At 56.0% G+C, this 17,946-nt stretch carries 13 protein-coding genes; 11 read left to right on the top strand and 2 right to left on the bottom strand.

From position 1 onward, the window contains the following. The first annotated feature begins 77 nt into the window (after positions 1-77). From H7A51_18255 to H7A51_18235, 5 genes are read left to right on the top strand one after another with little or no spacing between them, the layout of a single operon-like run. Positions 78-1,946, top strand: a complete 1,869-nt coding sequence (locus H7A51_18255; GenBank protein ID MCP5538161.1) for a glycoside hydrolase family 97 catalytic domain-containing protein — start codon at positions 78-80, stop codon at positions 1,944-1,946. A gap of 21 nt (positions 1,947-1,967) precedes the next feature. Then, positions 1,968-3,581, top strand: a complete 1,614-nt coding sequence (locus tag H7A51_18250; GenBank protein MCP5538160.1) for an arylsulfatase — start codon at positions 1,968-1,970, stop codon at positions 3,579-3,581. Beyond that, positions 3,578-4,633 (top strand): family 43 glycosylhydrolase, encoded by a 1,056-nt coding sequence (locus H7A51_18245; GenBank protein ID MCP5538159.1) that lies wholly within the window; start codon positions 3,578-3,580, stop codon positions 4,631-4,633. Before H7A51_18250 ends, H7A51_18245 begins: the two co-directional genes overlap by 4 nt. Positions 4,634-4,692: 59 nt before the next feature. After that, the gene (locus H7A51_18240; protein ID MCP5538158.1) at positions 4,693-7,167 is read left to right on the top strand and encodes a glycoside hydrolase family 95 protein; all 2,475 of its coding nucleotides are present in this window, start codon (positions 4,693-4,695) and stop codon (positions 7,165-7,167) included. A gap of 36 nt (positions 7,168-7,203) precedes the next feature. Beyond that, positions 7,204-7,947: an SGNH/GDSL hydrolase family protein gene (locus tag H7A51_18235; protein ID MCP5538157.1), complete on the top strand. Its 744-nt coding sequence runs from the start codon at positions 7,204-7,206 to the stop codon at positions 7,945-7,947. A gap of 24 nt (positions 7,948-7,971) precedes the next feature. On the opposite strand, the gene H7A51_18230 is transcribed toward H7A51_18235, so the two are convergent. Next, positions 7,972-9,933: an FHA domain-containing protein gene (locus H7A51_18230; GenBank protein ID MCP5538156.1), complete on the bottom strand. Its 1,962-nt coding sequence runs from the start codon at positions 9,931-9,933 to the stop codon at positions 7,972-7,974. 108 nt (positions 9,934-10,041) lie between these two features. Beyond that, positions 10,042-11,745: an arylsulfatase gene (locus H7A51_18225; GenBank protein MCP5538155.1), complete on the bottom strand. Its 1,704-nt coding sequence runs from the start codon at positions 11,743-11,745 to the stop codon at positions 10,042-10,044. A 136-nt stretch (positions 11,746-11,881) separates the two neighbouring features. Here H7A51_18225 and H7A51_18220 point away from each other — a divergent pair, with 136 nt between their 5' ends. The 6 genes from H7A51_18220 to H7A51_18195 all read left to right on the top strand — a co-directional run bounded on the left by H7A51_18220 (position 11,882) and on the right by H7A51_18195 (position 17,941). Continuing rightward, the gene (locus H7A51_18220; GenBank protein ID MCP5538154.1) at positions 11,882-12,850 is read left to right on the top strand and encodes a zinc ABC transporter substrate-binding protein; all 969 of its coding nucleotides are present in this window, start codon (positions 11,882-11,884) and stop codon (positions 12,848-12,850) included. Between the two features lie 13 nt (positions 12,851-12,863). After that, positions 12,864-13,628, top strand: coding sequence for a metal ABC transporter ATP-binding protein (locus tag H7A51_18215; protein MCP5538153.1), 765 nt, complete (start codon positions 12,864-12,866; stop codon positions 13,626-13,628). Positions 13,629-13,676: 48 nt separating this feature from the next. Then, the gene (locus tag H7A51_18210) at positions 13,677-14,972 is read left to right on the top strand and encodes a metal ABC transporter permease (protein ID MCP5538152.1); all 1,296 of its coding nucleotides are present in this window, start codon (positions 13,677-13,679) and stop codon (positions 14,970-14,972) included. Beyond that, positions 14,969-15,889, top strand: a complete 921-nt coding sequence (locus H7A51_18205) for a metal ABC transporter permease (protein MCP5538151.1) — start codon at positions 14,969-14,971, stop codon at positions 15,887-15,889. The genes H7A51_18210 and H7A51_18205 overlap by 4 nt, the downstream gene beginning before the upstream one ends. Positions 15,890-16,072: 183 nt before the next feature. Continuing rightward, positions 16,073-17,617 (top strand): bifunctional phosphoribosylaminoimidazolecarboxamide formyltransferase/IMP cyclohydrolase, encoded by a 1,545-nt coding sequence (purH, locus tag H7A51_18200; protein ID MCP5538150.1) that lies wholly within the window; start codon positions 16,073-16,075, stop codon positions 17,615-17,617. A gap of 105 nt (positions 17,618-17,722) precedes the next feature. Then, positions 17,723-17,941, top strand: coding sequence for a hypothetical protein (locus H7A51_18195; protein MCP5538149.1), 219 nt, complete (start codon positions 17,723-17,725; stop codon positions 17,939-17,941). The last annotated feature ends 5 nt before the right edge of the window (positions 17,942-17,946 follow it).

Genomic DNA, 17,946 nt, shown 5'->3' with positions numbered 1-17,946 from the left:
TCTGGAATTTGTGGATAATGTAGGGTCGTGGGTTGCGATGTGAGCATTGCTTCCTGCCTCACAAACATAAAAAATCGATGAACAAGATAATAACTATATTGGCGTGTATATCGTCGGTGATGCCTCTGGTCGCTGCCCCCATGGTGGTACAGTCGCCCGACGGGCAACTGTCGGTTTCCATTGAAGAAAAAAGCGGTGCGCTTTCCTACGCCGTTAAGAAAGGCGAAGATCTTTTGGTGTCGCCATCTTCGATAGAGATTTTCAAGGGAGCCGGGATGTCGGTGCTCAAGCACGGGGTCCGCGAGAACGACTCCACCTGGTCGCCTACCTGGGGCCAGTTCAGCAAGATCCGCGATCATTACCGCGAGCTGTCAATATCACTGATGGCTGGTAAAACCCCGGTGACCTTGCTCTGTCGTGTCCACAATACGGGTATCGGCCTACGCTTTGTGATGTCGGGGGAATCGAAGGGCGAGAAGATGGCTTTTTCCATGGGCTATCAATTGGCGGACCGCGGGATGCAGCACTACTGCGCCGCCGGTGAGAGTGGGGTGAGCGGGCCGATCAAGCTGACCGGGAGAAAGGGTTTTAAAGTGCCGCTGGTTTCGGACGGCAAAAAGGGAGGCGTGCTGGCACTGCTGGAATCGGATCTCTACTCGGCGGCAGGATTTGAAAGCATGGGTGTGAATCCCGGTGCCAAGGGGCAGGTGATGACCAGCTCTCGTCCTGTTACCTCAGTCGGCGCGGGGCATCTAACTCCCTGGCGCGTCATTCTCGTGGGTAACACACATGCGGATTTGATGGTTAATACCGTTGCCTTGAGCCTGGCGGCACCTTGTGCCCTCGAAGATGCAAGCTGGGTCAAACCCGGCAAGGGAATTTGGGACTGGCGTATCCATGGCTATGACAATGGCGACTTCAAATATGATATCGATACCCGCAGCTATCTTCGACAGATCGATTTCTGCGCCGAGCAGGGTATGGAATACCTGACCATTGACGACCACTGGTACAACAAGGCAAGCGCCGAGAAAATGACCCCTGTGCCCGAAGTCGATATCGAAAAAGTCATGGCCTATGCCAAACAGAAGGGTGTCAAAATCTGCCTCTACTACGATCGCAAGAAGGGTGATGTTCCCAACGAGCCGCTGTTCAACCATTATGCCGGTTACGGCGCGACGGCGATGAAATACGGTTTCCATGGGAATCAGGCGGCATTCACCCGGGATGCCATTCAAAATGCAGCGAAACATAAAATGCTGGTTAATTTCCATGACGGTCCGTGCCCGATGACCGGAGTCGAGCGCACCATGCCTAACCTGATTTCCCGCGAGTATTGCCATGCCCAGCAGGATGGTCGACGCGCCTATACACCGGAGGCCTTCCTGAAAATGGCAATGGTCAACGCACTGGTCGGCCCGATGGATCAGGCGAACGGCAACTTCGGAATCAAGAGCATCAACGCGGGTGAGCGTAAGAAGGGGCCGAAGAAAAAGAACAGCTATATTTCCACGGTGGTCAGTGAAGTGGCGCGATGCCTGGTGGTTTACACCGGTCTGGTCACATTCCCCGACGCACCGGAAGAATATCTTAAAAAAGCCGACCTGTTTGGCTTCTTGAAAGCCATGCCGGCCACATGGGATGAAACCCGTGTGCCGCATGCGGAGATGGGCGAATACATCACGGTCGTCCGACGTTCCGGTGATACGTGGTTTGTTGGTTCCGTAAATGACCAGAAGGCGAAGTCGCTGGACATCGCATTGGATTTTCTTGAGCCGGAAAAGAACTACGAGGCGACCATCTATCAGGATGCACCTGGTGCGCACGGAGTGAAGAACCCCGAGGTTTATGTGATCAGTAAAAAGACCGTGAAACAAGGTGATGTGATTGCCGCTCAGATGGCCTCAGGCGGCGGCCATGCAATGATCCTGCGACCTGTCAAGTGAGCTAACGCACATTCATTATTTATGAAATACCCACCCTGTCTTATCTGGATGACGATCGCCTGCCTGGTGATCGAAGGAAGCCAATCCATGCTTTATGCGGAATCGTCAGCACCGCCGAACGTGGTTTTTATTTTTGCCGATGACCTTGGTTATGGCGACCTCAGTTGTTATGGCGCGACCAAGGTGCGGACCCCGAACATCGACAGCCTGGCGAAAGAGGGCCGCAAGTTTTCCGATGCCCATTCGGCATCCGCCGTGTGCACGCCATCGCGCTATGCATTGCTCACCGGCGAGTATCCCGTCCGGGCGTATGGTGGCAAGGGGGTATGGGGGCCGCTTTCCCCAGCCTCCGGGCTGATCATCGATACCGAGACCCTGACCATCGGGAAGGTGTTCAAAAACAAAGGCTACAAAACGGCGGCCCTGGGGAAATGGCACCTGGGTTTTGGTGTGGGGCAAAACGACTGGAGTGTGCCCCTGCGCCCTGGTCCGCAAGACGTTGGCTTTGATTATTATTGGGGGGTTCCGTTAGTGAATAGTGGCAGCCCCTATGTCTATGTGGAGAACGATACCATCGTAGGCTACGACCCGAAAGACCCCCTCATTCCAGGTGGCAAGCCAGCTACAGCCACGCCGACTTTTCCTGAGGAAGCCTCCGTCAAGTCGCCTAACAATTTTGGTGGTGCAAAAAAGGCACATGCCATCTACGACGATGAGAAAACCGGAACCTTGATGGTGGAAAAAGCGGTCAGCTGGATCACCGAAAACAAAGATCATCCGTTCTTCCTCTATTTCGCGACCACTAACATTCACCATCCGTTTACCCCTGCGCCACGCTTTAAAGGCAGTAGCCAGGCTGGACTCTACGGCGACTATATCCATGAACTCGACTGGATGGTCGGCGAGGTCATGCAGTGCCTGGAAAAAAATGGTTTAAGCGACAATACACTGGTCATTTTCACCAGTGATAATGGTGGTATGTTGAACCTGGGCGGCCGCAATGCGGTGAAGGCGGGGCACAAGATGAATGGCGAGCTGCTAGGCTTTAAATTCGGTGCCTGGGAGGGCGGGCACCGCGTGCCGTTCATCGCACGCTGGCCTGGCAAGATCGAGGCCGGTAGCAATTCCGGCCAGTTAATCTGTAATGTTGATATGCTTGCCAGTTTCATGGCTCTGACCGGTCAGGATCCGAACAGCCTGAAAAATAAAGACAGCGTCAATGTACTGCCCGCGTTACTGGAGAATCCTGCCAAGCAACTACGCTCGCACCTGCTTATCGCGCCCAAAAGTGAAAAGCTACTATCCATCCGCAAAGGCAAGTGGATGTATATCCCTGGTAAGGGTAGTGGTGGATTCAGCGGTTCCAAGCCAAACCAACACGCCTGGGGGGGCGCGCCGGCGGTCGCATTCATAGGTGGAAAAAATAGCGATATCGAAAATGGCAGGATCAGGAAAGACGCGCCGCAGGGTCAACTCTACGATTTGGAAAATGACCTCTGCCAAACACAAAACGTCTACACGCAATACCCCGAAGTCGTAAAAGAAATGGCGGCATTGCTGAAGACCTATCGGCCAAATCCAGGAGCTGGAAAGCGCCCGGCACCAAGAAAGCGTAAAAACCAGAAACAGCGATGACCGCCATTCTAACAGCATGTCTGGCACTCACCTGTGTCGCCCCCTGTTTGGTCCAAGCGGCCGATGCCGAGGAGGGTGGTTGTGGTGAGGTGGTTGTGGTTTATTCCGAAGCGCAAGGTATTGGACCGGAAAAGGGCGTGATGCGCCGCGATCCCAGCGATATCATCAAGGTCGGCGACCTCTATTATGTCTGGTATTCCAAAGGCCCGAAAAGCAGCGGTTATGACGCTACTGTCTGGTATGCGACGTCTCCGGATGGTCGCAAGTGGACTGAAAAGGGGATGGCTGTGGGCAAAGGCAAGCCGGGCTCCGGCTCATTCGACGAAGCGAGTGTATTCACACCTAACATTTTGGTGGCAGCAGGGAAATACTATCTCCTTTTCACCGGGATCTCCGCCCACATGAAAGTGAAGCCCGATTCAAAAATCGGCATGGCGGTGTCGGATTCACCCGATGGTCCGTGGCGGAAACTGGCCTCCAATCCGATTTTGAAAAACAGCGACAACCCCAGGGATTTTGACAGCCATTTGATCGATGACGCCTGCCTGATCACCCGCGATGGTAAATACTGGTTATATTACAAAGGGCGGCAGCTTGGGAAAAAATCAACCCAAACCCAACTCGGTCTGGCCGTTGCAGACAAACCGGAGGGCCCCTACGTCAAGCACCCGTCCAATCCCGTCATCCCGGGTAACCATGAGGTGCTGGTCTGGCCCGAAGGTGACGGAGTCGCCGCCTTGATCGGATCTGTTGGTCCGAAAGAGTGGGTGCGTTCACTCGTTTACTCCGACGATGGCGTTCATTTTAAAAAGACCCACAACGTAAAAAATGTGCCGCATGCGGCAGGTGCCTATCGACCCGAAGCCTTTACCGGAAGCGGCAAAGGCAAACGCATCGAGTGGGGTGTGCACATTGGCAAAGGCAGGGGCTTGCCCTGTATCGAGCGCTTCGAGCTGCAAGGCGCCAAATACCCCCCCCAGCCCGCGCATTGGCCCCCCCAAAAAACCACACACAAATATTTTCGGCATCGTCCTGGCCATGCAGAGTTTTAGTCTGTTGCACGAAGTTGATCTCGTAGGATATCATCCCATTCAACCCAACCCATTGACCCATGAATAAAAATTGTAATCTGGTCATCGCCGCCGCTGTGATGCTGGCCCCCCCGTCCCTCTGTGCCCAGCACATCCTCCATTACAACACGCCTGCCATTGCGGGAGAGAAGTCAGTGGCAAGAAAGGCAGAGAAAAAGTTTATCGCCAATGCCCTGCCGATGGGAAACGGTCGCTTGGGCGCGATGTTCAGCGGCGGTATCGACCGTGAATTGATCGTGGTCAACGAAATCACCCAGTGGGCGAATGCCAGCCGCGGACTCGATCCCGTCGCCCAGTCCGGCTCCAAGCCAGGTGCCGGCAAGGATCTTGAAAAAGTGCGCAAGGTCTACCGGGAAGGTAAATACGGCACCCAGAAAGGCGGTATGGAGTGGATGGCCAACGAGCACCTCTGTAATACGAAAACCAGGTTGGGAAATTACTCGACCTTTACCGAGGTGCGGATCGATACCGGGCACAACCCGAAAAAAGTTTCTAACTACCGTCGCGAGCTGGATCTCAAATCAGCACTCGGCAAGGTGAGTTACTCCATCGGCAAGGCGAACTACACCCGCGAGTATTTTATCAGTCATCCGCACGATGCGATGGTGATGCACTACACCGCGGAAAACGCCAAGCTCGAGCTGGAGATAGCGACGACGACCCGGCACAAAACCAGGACCCTGAAAGCAGAGGGGAATCGGCTCACCCTGTTGGCAGAGGTGAAGCTGGCCAACGATATGGCGGGTTTTTCCCAGCTCATCCAGGTGGTGGCGGAGGGGGGGAAACTAACGGCGACGGTCGATGGCACATTGGAGGTTTCCGGCGCCAGCTCGGTCACGATCTACCTGACGGGCTACACCGACTATCTGCCGGTTTTTCCGACCTTCAAAGGTCGCGACTACAAGGCGGATACGGCGGCCACCATGAATAAGCTGGTGGCTGTGGGGTACGCTGCTGCCAAGCAGGCACACCTCGCCGACTACCAGGCGCAGGCGCAGCGGATGACATTGGATATCGATTGCAAGCCATCTGGGCTACCGACGGACCAGTTGCTTAAACAAGGAGGTAGTGTCGAACTCGACCTGCTGTATTTCAACTACGCGCGTTACCTGCAGTTGGGCTGCTCGCGCACCGCGCCGGTGCCGTCCAACCTGCAAGGCCTGTGGAACCCGCACAGCAAGCCCGCGTGGAATTCCGATTACCATTTCGACATCAACCTGGCGATGAACTACTGGATGGTCGATCCCGCCAACCTGCCGGATTCCTTTTCCCCCTATGTGGAATACCTGAAAGTCATCGCTGAATCCGGCAAGTATGTCGCCAGTGAGAACTACGGCGTTGACAAGGGCTGGGCGGCCGCACTCAACAGCAACATCTACGGAGTGGCCGGCCCCTACAACACAGGGCGGCGCGTGCAGCAAGCCGGACATTGGTTGTCGCAGAACCTCTACGACCACTACGCCTTTAACCAGGACCCCCAGTACCTGAAGGAAATCTACCCGGTCATCAAAGGCGCTGCGGAGTTTTTTGTCGGTTTCCTCGCCCCTTGGAAAGATGGCACACTGGTTGTTTACCCGACGTGGTCGCCTGAGAATACCTATTTGTCCAAGCAGCATGGGAAACTCAATAAACAATGTTACGGTGCCTCATGGGACCAGCAACTGGTCTTGAATCTCTTTACAGACTGCATCGAAGCCAGTCGCAAACTCAAGGTCGATGCCGGCTTCCGCAAGACGCTGGAGGAAATGATTCCCCGGCTCTGTCCGCAGAAGATCGGCCAGCACGGACAGGTGCAGGAATGGCCGGAGGACTGGGATGAACCCAAAGACACCCACCGTCACATTTCCCACCTGATCGCCCTGCACCCGGGTCGGGATATTTCCCCCCTGACAACCCGGGAGCTTTCTGCTGCCGCGCTGGTCACGATGAAACATCGCGGTGACGAGTCCACCGGCTGGAGCACCGGCTGGAAGACCTGCTTCTGGGCCCGTCTGCACAATGGTGACAAAGCGCACTGGTTCTACCGTTTTCTGAACGTCAAACGAGCCTATGCGAACCTCTTTGATTTTCATCCGCCGTTCCAGATCGACGGCAACTTCGGTGGCCCTGCCGGTGTCTGTGAGATGCTTCTGCAAAGTCATCTGCGGAGTATCGACAACACAGCGGGTACCATCGGTGAAGCCGCCTTCGCAGCTTACCAGAGCGATCCCGCGAACCCGAAGAACTTCATCCCTGTTGTGCCCCCGGCCGAATTGGCTGACGCCCCTTACATCCTCCATTTGCTTCCCGCGCTGCCATCGGCATGGCCCGACGGCAAGGTGAGGGGGTTGCGTGCACGCGGCGGGTTTGAAGTCGATATCGAATGGCGGGGCGGCAAGCTCGTCGCGGCCACGGTCCGCGCCACGCGTGACGGCTCGTTCCGTATCTATGCCAACCATCAATTGAGTAAACTGGTCACGCTCAAAATGGGGGAGGTCCATCAGCCGAAGCTCTAAGCGAGGTGCCAAGGAAATTGCACAACAAACAACATCATGGTCAAAGTAATTCAAAACACACTGTGCGGCGTCCTCATTTTAATGATTGGGTCGATGGCGCATGGAGCCGAGGGCCTGGAAAGCAAGGACGAGCTGTACACCGGCAAGGAATACTCAAATGCTTTTAAAAACCCCAGGGACACCGACTTGCCCAACGTCCTGTTGATCGGCGATTCGATATCGATTGCTTACACGGTTGATGTCCGGAAGTTGTTAAAGGGGAAAGCCGATGTGTTCCGGATTCCAACCAATGGCAAATTCGCAGCACATGGAGCCAGGAACATTGATCAATGGTTAGGGAATCGCAAGTGGGACATCATCCATTTTAACTGGGGGTTGTGGGATATTTGTTACAGGAATCCCAAGGCGAAGACCCAGGGGCACCGGGACAAGGTGAATGGGAAACTAACCGCCACCCCGGAAGCATACAGAGCGAGTATGGAAAAGATTGTTGCGCGCCTGAAAAAGACAAATGCCAAGCTGATTTGGTGTACCACGACCCCCGTTCCGGAATTTGAGGCTGGGCGCAAAGTGGGGGATGAAGTGAAGTACAATGCAATTGCCCGGGAAATCATGCAGAAAAATGGAATAGCGATCAATGACCTTCATGCACACGCGCTATTGAAGTTGCCCGCTATCAAAAACGGGAAGGGTAACGTCCATTTCACAGCGGAAGGGTCCGCCTACCTGGCGGAAAAGGTGGCTCGTGAGATACGATCTGCTCTGAACACGCAGGGATAAAGCAAAAGGAGGCGAGCGTTATTGTTATTTTTCCCCGGCAGCACCGAGGACCACCTTGGGGGCGTCCGCGTCACGGACTTCATCCTTCAGCCCATCCTGTGCCTTGGCATGGGCATCGGTGAGGGCTTTTTCGAGGGCCTTGGCACCTGCTTCAGTCACCTTGGTATCCCACAGGTAGACTTTTTTGAGTGAACTCATGCCGTGGAGAAGTTGGATACCCTCGTCAGTGACCGCCGTGCTGTGAAGGTTGAGCACCTTGAGTTGGTTCAACTTCCGGATGCCGGGCAGCGCGGCATCGGTGATCGCCGTCTGGTTGAGCTTGAGCGACTTGAGGGAAACAAAGGACTCAAGCATGGCGGCGGCATCATCGGTGATGGTGGTGGCGCTGAGGTCGAGATCGGTGATGTCGGCCGAGGCGTCTTTGAGTGCCGCCAGGCTGTCGTTGTTAAACTGCTTGCGATAGCTGACGGCTGAAAACGACAGCGAAGTGCTCTCCTGCGAGATGTAGTTGAGCGCGCCCGGAAAGGTTTTGTTCACCGAGTCGAGGGCGGTGGCGAGTCGGGCACGCCTGGCCTCCATGGCTGCCTTTTGCTTTTGCGCCGCCTCTGTCTTGGCGGCTTGTTCACGGGCAATTTGCTCGGGGGATTTAAGGGTATTGAGGGCGGCGGCAATGGCGGGGGGGACTTCCAATTCGCTGCGTCTGGCATGTTCTGGCGCGCCTGATTTTACCCACCACTCGAGGATTTGGATTTCCTCCTTGGTGAGTTGTTTTTTCCCCTCTGGAGGCATGCGGAGATCGTCTTCAAGCGGCAGGTGAAGGTAGGAGATCATCGCGCTGGCTTCGAGGTCCCCGGGCACCAGGCAGTCGGTTTCCTCACCGCCATCGACCATGCCTGCGTAGGTATCCATACGCAGTCCGCTTTTCTGTTTCTTGGGACCGTGGCAGCTGATGCATTTGGCTTCAAGGATGGGGTGGATGATATCGGTGTAGACGACGGGGTCGGCGCTGACCACCTGGCTGGTGCCGTCGTCCTGTTTCCAAGGCGCTTTGTCGAGTGGGTCGCCGTGGGTGATTTCTCCACCGTGGTGGCCGGCGCTCATCATGGTGGCGGTGGTGGCGATCAGTCCGATGACATAACATGGCTTCGACAGCTTGCTCATGAACTTGATATCGGCGGCATACTTGATCAGGAAGGTGGCGATGAGCAGGATGGTGAAGATGATGCCGTCACGCTTGTGATCCTCGATGAGTTCTCCGGAAAAATCACCCGTGAGATAGAGGCAGTAGCCAAAAACGACGGCAAAAATGCCTGTGGCTGAGCCGAAAAAGAGCCCCATCGTCGTTCTGGGCTGGTATTTTCCGAAGGTCAGGACGCGGAATGCCTCCATGACGAGCACGAGCATCACCACCCCGATGGGAAGGTGCAGGAAAAGCGGGTGGAACTCACCGAGGAAGCCGATCCATTTGCCGATGCTGGTGGTGGCTGCCTCGTTGGCCATACCGACTTGGCCGAGCCACGGCATGACGGCGACACCGGCCATGGCCAGCAGGCCGAGGAGCAGTACTGCCCGGAAGCATTTTTTCTGCAGACGGGGTGTGGAGGTTTGTTGGGGATCGGGGGTGTCGGCATTTTTCACGTTATCTGAAGATGGCTTGCCGGGAGCGGGTTCTTTTCCCTCCGTTTCCTCCTCTGTGTGGGTGAATACCATGGGGATGTCACCGATGAGGACCTCCATGTTGTCCCTCAGGTTGATGATATCCATACGATACCCGTCGCGTTTGAGGCCGTTGGTCGAGCCGTTGTCGCGGAGGATGTAACCCTCCTTGGATTGTTCAATCTGACAGTGCCGGGTGGACACCGAGGGGCAGGGGATGGTGATGTCATTACCGCTGCCCCGGCCTATGGTGGTGATGTCATTCCGGCCCGACTTCAGTAGGTAGGGCTGGGGGGCTTCTCCGGGGAGTGTGATGGTGACTTTTGGCATAATCGCATAAAATACGAAGACCTTGTGGCATTACTTACAGGCAGAATCCGAATTAATTCGCTCGATGGGATGCGCGGGAAATCCGGTGGGTTCACCCCGTGCACGGGTCTAGTGCACGGGTTTCTTTTTGGCTCCCTTGTGTTTTTTCCAGGAGCCGAAGGGGACGACACCGCGCTCCCTGGCCCATTGGTCATACCGGGCCATCATCCGCTTGGCGACTTCCGGGTGGGCGGCGATGAGGTTGTTCTGCTCCGTGCGATCCTCGTGGATGTTGTAGAGCTCCCATTTCCCCCGGGTGCCCTTGGCGACCAGCTTCCATTTCCCGTCGCGGACGGCACGGTTGCCCTCGTGCTCCCAGTAGATGGGTTTGCCGCGGTGGATGGGTTGGTTGTTGAAAACGGGCGACAGGGAAACGCCTTCGACGGGAGTTTTGTCTTTCGGGTAGCTGGCACCTGAGAGATCGATGCAGGTGGCCATGATATCGACCAGGTGGGACGGTTGCTGTGACCAGCTGTTCGTCTTGCTGATCCCCTTGGGCCAATGGGCGATCAGGGGTGTGGAGATACCGCCCTCGTGTACGTAGTGTTTGTATTCGCGGAACGGGGTGTTGGAAACGTTGGCCCAGTTCCTGCCGTATCCGATGGCGGTTTCCGGCGGTCCGGGCATAACCCCTTTGCCGCGTCTGAGCGGATAGCCATCGCGCGATTGTTTGGGGATCATCTCTGTCTGCACCTCGTCCCGGGGCATGGGGGGCAGGGTGGGTTTGTCGGGGCGCTCCAGAGGCCCCTGACGCTGGAATCGGCCGTAGGTCTCCGCGCACCCGCCATTGTCCTGCATGAAGAGGATGAGCGTATTGTCGAGTCGGCCGGTTGCCTCGAGTGTGGCTATGATGCGACCGATCCCCTGGTCCATGTTGTCGACCATTGCCGCATAAACCTCCATACAGGCGGACTCCCAGGCTTTGTTGTCGACTTTTTCCCACTTGCCTACGGGTGACGGGATACGCCACGATGGATCGATCAAGCCGAGTTGTTGCATCTTTTTGATCCGTGCCTGGTAGACAGGGAGGTATCCATCGTCGTATTTGCCCTTATACTTGGCGATGTCCCTGGGCAGCGCATGCATCGGCCAGTGGGCTGCGGTGTAGGCGACGTAGCTGAAGAAGGGCTGGTCGGGGTGCTGCTTGACGTGATCGCGGATGTAGCGACAGGCATTGTCGGAAATGGCATCGGTGTAATACCAGGTGCCCTTGGGGCTGTATTCGGGATCGTTCAGGGGGGTGATCCTCTTGTTCCCCCGGGTGAGCGAGTTGGGGTCAAAAAATGAGCCGGCGCCATGAATCGTACCGTAAAACTTGTCGAAGCCGCGTTGCAAGGGCCAGTTGTGCTTGGGGGAATCGGAGTCAACGTGCCGGGTGACATGCCACTTGCCGGTCATGTAACACCGGTATCCGGCCGATTTCAGCACTTCCGCCAAAGTGAGGCATTGTTTGTTGAGGTTCCCCTGGTATTGGGGCAGGCCGTAGTCGTCCATCATGTGCCCTACCCCCGCCTGATGGGGGTAGAGACCCGTCAGCAACGAAGCCCGGGTAGGGCAGCAACGACCTGTGTTATAGAACTGGGTGAACCGCAGCCCGTTGTGGGCCAGTTGGTCGAGATTGGGGGTCTTGATCTCACCGCCGTAGCAGCCGATATCCGAGTAGCCCATGTCGTCGGATAAGATCACGATGATGTTGGGCTGGTCTTTGGCAAGCAACGGTACTGGTAGGACCAAGGCCAGTGAAAGGATGCGGCTGAGAGTCTTCTGGGGCATGGGTGCCATACTGGAATAATTGGGGTGCTCTTTCCAACCATAAACATTCCCCCGCTAAAAATAAGCCTGGAAAACAAAAATTAGCCTAAGCTAATTACAGGTTGACAGTGTTTCGTCCTGGAGGTATGTGACAGCCATGGCAAAGAAGATCACTGTTGTATTCCTGGTAGTGGGAGTCCTGATTGGAGGGCTGGTGATGATGTTGAAAAAGGAGCAGGAGAGTGTCACCGACGGTTCACCGGATGAGGCATTGTTGCGGGTTGTCACGACCACCACGATGGTCACCGACATGGTGAAAATCATCGGTGGTGAGCGGGTATCGGTGCAGGGTTTGATGGGGGCGGGAGTCGACCCGCACAGTTACCAGGTGAGTTTCAAGGATACGGCGGCCTTGCAAAAAGCGCATTTGATTTTTTACAGCGGCCATCACCTGGAGGGCAAGATGCAGGATGTGTTAGAAAAACGGGCTGAGGGCAAGGGCGGGGTTTACGCGATTACCGATGCCATTGATGACGCTCAATTATTAAAACCGCAAGAGCAGTTCCAAGGCTATTTTGATCCGCATCTCTGGGGCAATCCTGAAATTTGGTCGGAATGTATGGATGTGGTTGTCGAGGCCTTGTCCAAAGCCGACCCTGAGGGGGCGGACGAGTATGAAATGCGTGCTGAAATGTATTACGACGAACTGATGGCCTTGCATGCATGGGTACAGAAACGCGTGGCCGAGGTGCCCGAGGACCAGCGTGTGTTGGTCACGAGTCACGATGCCTTTTTCTACTTTGGCAAAGCGTATGGTTTTGAAGTGAGAGGCTTGCAGGGGATATCGACGAATTCCGAGTCCGGCCTGAAGGACCGTGCGGAACTGGTGCAGTTTATCAAGGACCGCAAGCTCAAGATGATTTTTCCAGAGTCCAGTGTCAATGCCAAGGGGATCAAGGCCGTGGCAGCTGAAGCCGGAGTCACTGTCAGTGAACAGGAACTCTTTTCCGACGCCATGGGTGAACCTGGTGACAAGGTGACACTGCATGGTGAGACATACGACAAGGGAAGCTACATCGGCATGATCAAGCATAACGTGAATACCATTGTCGATGGGCTGAAATAATGGATCAATGGATATGGATAATAACACGCAACCTGCATTGGAAACCCACGACCTGACGGTGACGTATCATAAGCGTCCGGTGCTTTACGGAATCGATGTTGCGGTTCCCGTGGGTAGCCTGGTTGGTGTTGTCGGGCCTAACGGTGCAGGTAAATCCACACTGATCAAGTCGATCATGGGTGTCGTCCCCTCATCCGGAGGCTGGGTGAAGGTGTTTGGCAAATCAGTTAAAGAAAACCTACACCGGGTCGGCTACGTGCCGCAGCGGGAGAGTGTCGATTGGGACTTTCCTGTCACGGTCATGGATGTGGCGTTGATGGGGACATACGGACGACTCGGCTTGTTCCGCAGTCCGGGCAGGGAGGAAAAAAGACGGGCGGCAGACGCGCTGGAAAAGGTCGGTATGCTGCCCTACTCGAACCGCCAGATTGGCAACCTCAGTGGCGGGCAGCAGCAGCGCGTGTTCCTCGCCCGCGCCCTGGCCCAGGACAGTGACCTCTACCTCATGGACGAGCCATTTGTCGGTGTGGATGCGGCGACCGAAGCGGCGATTGTCACCTTGCTCAAGGAGATGCGGGAGCGTGGCAAGACCGTGCTCGTCGTGCATCACGATTTGCAATCGGCGAGTGAGTATTTTGACCGCTTGTTGTTACTCAACATGCGACTCGTCGCTTTTGGCAAAACAGAGCATGTTTACACCCGTGAATTGCTTCAAAAAACCTACGGGGGGCGACTGACCATCCTCAGTGAAGTGGCGGACCGGGCTGCGAAGTTGTGACTTTGAACGTTGGCAAGAGGTGATCAAGTGATGATGTTGGCAGGTTCCATGGTTGATTTACTGATTCCGGCAAGCGGAGCGGGGAAGGCATTGATGGCGGCGATCCTGCTGGGGGCGGGGTGTGGTCTGTTAGGATGCTTTGTGGTGCTGCGCCGCGTCGCTCTCATGGGGGATGCCGTATCACATGCCGTGTTGCCAGGTGTGGTGGCCGGGTTGATCTACAGCCCGGGGCGGAACCCCGCGATCATCTTTCTGTTTGCCGCCGCCGCTGGACTGGTCGGAGCGGGGATTGTCCGCACGCTGGTGGCGACCACCCGCCTCAAATCCGATGCCGCCTTGGGGATTGTTCTCGCGACGTTTTTTGCCTTCGGCATCATGTGGCAAACACGCAATCAGCAGGACACCGTGGGGGTGATGAATTTTCTTTTTGGTAACGTAGGGTCGATCGACGCGAGTGATCTCCGGATGATGATGCTGACCACCGTGATGCTGGTGGTCACTGTCTTTTTCCTCAAGCGTCCCTTTTTAGTGATGAGTTTTGACGAGGGGTTTTCCCGAGGCCTTGGATACCCTGTGAAGGCACTCAACGGGGTGTTCTATTTTCTGCTGACGTTTTCCGTTGTGGTGGCGCTCCAAGCTGTCGGGGTGGTGTTGGTTTCAGCCATGCTGATTACACCGGCGGCGGCGGCATACCTGTTGACCGACCGTTTTGGCCGGATGCTGGTGCTTTCCGTTGCCTTTGGTGTGATTTCAGGAATCGTGGGAGCCTTGATCTCAGCCTCGGTGAACGGGATGCCTACGGGACCGGTGATCACTTTGTCGGCGACGTTTGTGTTCGCGGTGGTCTATTTGATAGCCCCGCGCCACGGTGTGTTGTCGAAGGTTTTTCGCATCAGCAAACGCCGCCGGATGGTGATGCGTGAGAATACCCTTAAGGCAATCTATCAGATTTTAGAATCCGAGGGCTTTGTCCACGAAGAAGTGAGTATCATTATGCTGGCGCAGAAAAGAAGGCAGACCGAGGAAATGATCCGGACGCGCTGTGATTCTTTGTTGAAACATGGGTTTATTGAACTGTCCGAAGACAAGGTGTCGCTCCACCTTACGAACACCGGTTGGAAACGCGCCATGGAGCTTGTCCGTAATCACCGGCTCTGGGAGCTCTATCTCACCAATGAGGCTGATTATGCCGAGGACCATGTCCATGAGGATGCGGAGAAGATCGAGCACATTCTGGGGCCTAACATGGTTCGCCAGCTCGAACAGGATCTTGATTTCCCAGAGCTTGATCCACATGGCAAGCCGATTCCCAAACCCACGCACCTGCTAGGTCAACCGCTATGATGGAGAACCTTTTATTGCCCTGGGACGCTCTCGGTATCGGTGCCTTCTGGCTGATCCTGATGGCCTTTCTGGTGGCACTGCCGTGTTCACAAATGGGCTCGTTCCTGATTCTGCGCCGGATGGCACTAACGGGGGACGCCATTAGCCACAGTGTGTTTCCCGGTGTGGTGATTGCTTTTTATATCACCGGAGACCTCGCCTCTCCATGGTTGATTGTCGGGGCGGGTTTGGCGGGCTTGGCATCGACCGTGTTGATCGAACTCATTCACAAGTGGACACGGGTGAAACAGGATGCGGCAACCGGGATTTCCTTTACGGCCTTGTTTGCCCTGGGGGTTGTATTGATGGAGATGTTGCTGGGGAAAAATGTCGACCTCGATCTTGAGTGTGTGCTGCACGGTCGTCTGGGGCTGTTGCTCGAGGGTGACAGCGTGCCGCTGCTGGGCTTGATGGTTCCGACGCCCGTTATGATCATGGCAGGTGTGGCAGGATTGACGATGGTGTTGATGGTGCTGTTCTATCGCGTGATGATGTTGAGCTCCTTTGACTCGGATTTGGCGGCATCGTATGGATACCGGCCAGCGGTGATCCACTACGGGATGATGTTTACCGTTTCCTTTATCGTGGTGGCAGCATTCCAAGCGGTCGGGGCGATCCTGGTGATAGCGTTACTCATTCTCCCTGGCTCCGCTGCCTATCTTTGTACCCATCGACTCAAGGTGATGCTCGGACTCGCCGCTGTGCATGCCTTGTTGTCAGCGGTGGGTGGCCTCTACATCCACGTCTGGTTCAACACCAACATGGCTGCCTCGGTGGTGGTGACAGGAGGGGTTTTGCTCGTGATGGCATGGTTGCTGGGACCCGTGGATGGTGTCATGTGGAAATGGCTTAAAGAGGACGTCGGGCATCCGGATTAAGGTTTCTGTTTCAGGACGGGCTGAAAATCGGCATGCATCCGCGTGCCAAGCGCCCCGGATTCCCGCCGGGGCCGGGAAATTCCTCCAGAGCCACCTTGGGGCCAGGATGATGCACATTCCGCTTGCCCAGCACCGCACAAGCAGCTAAGCGGGGGGGGCACCGTTCCTGCGGTTCCTTTCATTATGGCTATTCAACGCGCACTCCTCTCCGTATCCGATAAATCCGGCCTGATCGACTTTGCCAAGGGTCTGGAAAAACATGGTGTCGAACTCCTCTCCACCGGTGGCACCTCCAAGATCCTGCGTGAAGCCGGACTCACTGTGATTGATGTATCCGAGTTCACCGGTGCCCCTGAACTCTTCGAGGGGCGGGTCAAAACCCTCCATCCCAAGGTGCACGGAGGCCTTCTGCACAAGCGTGAGGACAAGGAGCATCTGAAGCAGGCCAGGGACAACGATATCCCGCCGATCGATCTTGTGGTCGTCAACCTCTACCCCTTTGAGGAAACCATCGCCAAACCGGGGGTTACCTTGGAAGAGGCGATTGAAAACATCGATATCGGCGGTCCATCGATGCTGCGTAGCGCGGCAAAAAATTACAAATCCGTCACGGTGGCCACCTGTCCGTCCGACTACGACCGCATCCTCGCCGAAATGGACGAGCACGACGGTGACACCTCCTTCAAACTCCGCGAGGAACTTGCGGTGAAGGTATTCCTCCGGACCTCGACCTACGATACCGCGATTACCAACTACCTCTCACAGTCGGGCGAGGGGACTCGCTCCCATTTCACCATCAGCCTGCCTCTGGACCGTCAGCTGCGCTACGGTGATAATCCGCACCAGCCCACCGCACTTTACGGCAACTTCTCCGACGTCTTCACCCAGCTCCAGGGCAAGGAGCTGAGCTACACCAATATACTGGATATTGAAGCGGCATCCGACCTGATTACCGACTTTGTGCGCCCGACCGTGGGGATCCTCAAGCACACCAACCCGTGTGGCCTTGGCCAGCACGATGATGATTTGCGCAAGGCGTGGCAGCTGGCATACGAGACAGATACCCAGGCGCCCTTTGGCGGTGTGATCGTGGTCAACCGACCTCTCACCGAGGGGCTCGCGCGGATTATTTCCTCCATCTTTACCGATGTCATCATCGCGCCCGACTTCGAGCCGGAAGCCCGGGCGATTCTTCAGAAAAAGAAAAACCTGCGTCTAATCAAACTCAATGCCGAGGCATGGGAGGCAGTCAGAAAAGACCCTGTCATCCGCTCCGCTCCGGGCGGCTTGATGGTGATGGGGCGTGATCACACGACGCTTGGTCTCGACAACATCGAGGGCAAGGTGGTGACCAAACGTCCCCCGACGGAAGACGAAATCCGTGCCATGCGGTTTGGCTGGCGTGTGGTCAAGCATGTCAAATCCAATGCAATCGTCTACTCGGGCGTGGATCGCACCCTCGGTATCGGCGCCGGCCAGATGAGCCGGGTGGATTCCTCACGCATCGCTGTCTGGAAAGCCAACGAAGCCGGTCTTTCCCTCAAAGGCAGCATCATGGCATCCGACGCAATGTTGCCTTTTGCCGATGGCCTTCAAGCCGCTGTCGAAGCCGGCGCCACCGCCTGTATCCAGCCCGGTGGCTCGATCCGCGACGAGGAAGTGATCGCCGCAGCCGACGCAGCCGGTATCGCGATGGTGTTCACAGGGCACCGCCACTTCAGGCACTAGGCCAATTCCCCGCGGGCTGCGGCCGTCGTGGGGTGGTCGTGGTCAGACCGAAGAAAATGCAATCCCGTTCTTGCCACCGGCCGGGTAATAGTGGGAAACTGTCCCATGGCGCGCAAGAAACTGGTCATCGGGAAAGACGGACAGCTCAAGACGGTGGTCCGCGCCAACCGCTCCCGTGAGGATCGTATCGAGCAGCACATGCACGGTAGAAGTGATCACATCAGGGTGGATGACAGTGGCATGAAATACGCGATCTATGCCTTTGTTACCGTCCTTGTGCTCGGATTTCTCCTGCTGCTGTTTTGGTTGGCGCTCCGGGGCTAGATGGG

This window comes from Akkermansiaceae bacterium (genome assembly GCA_024233115.1).
Taxonomy (GTDB): domain Bacteria; phylum Verrucomicrobiota; class Verrucomicrobiia; order Verrucomicrobiales; family Akkermansiaceae; genus Oceaniferula.
The sequence above is the reverse complement of the archived record's forward strand: the minus strand, read 5'-3'. Positions and strand labels throughout refer to the sequence as shown.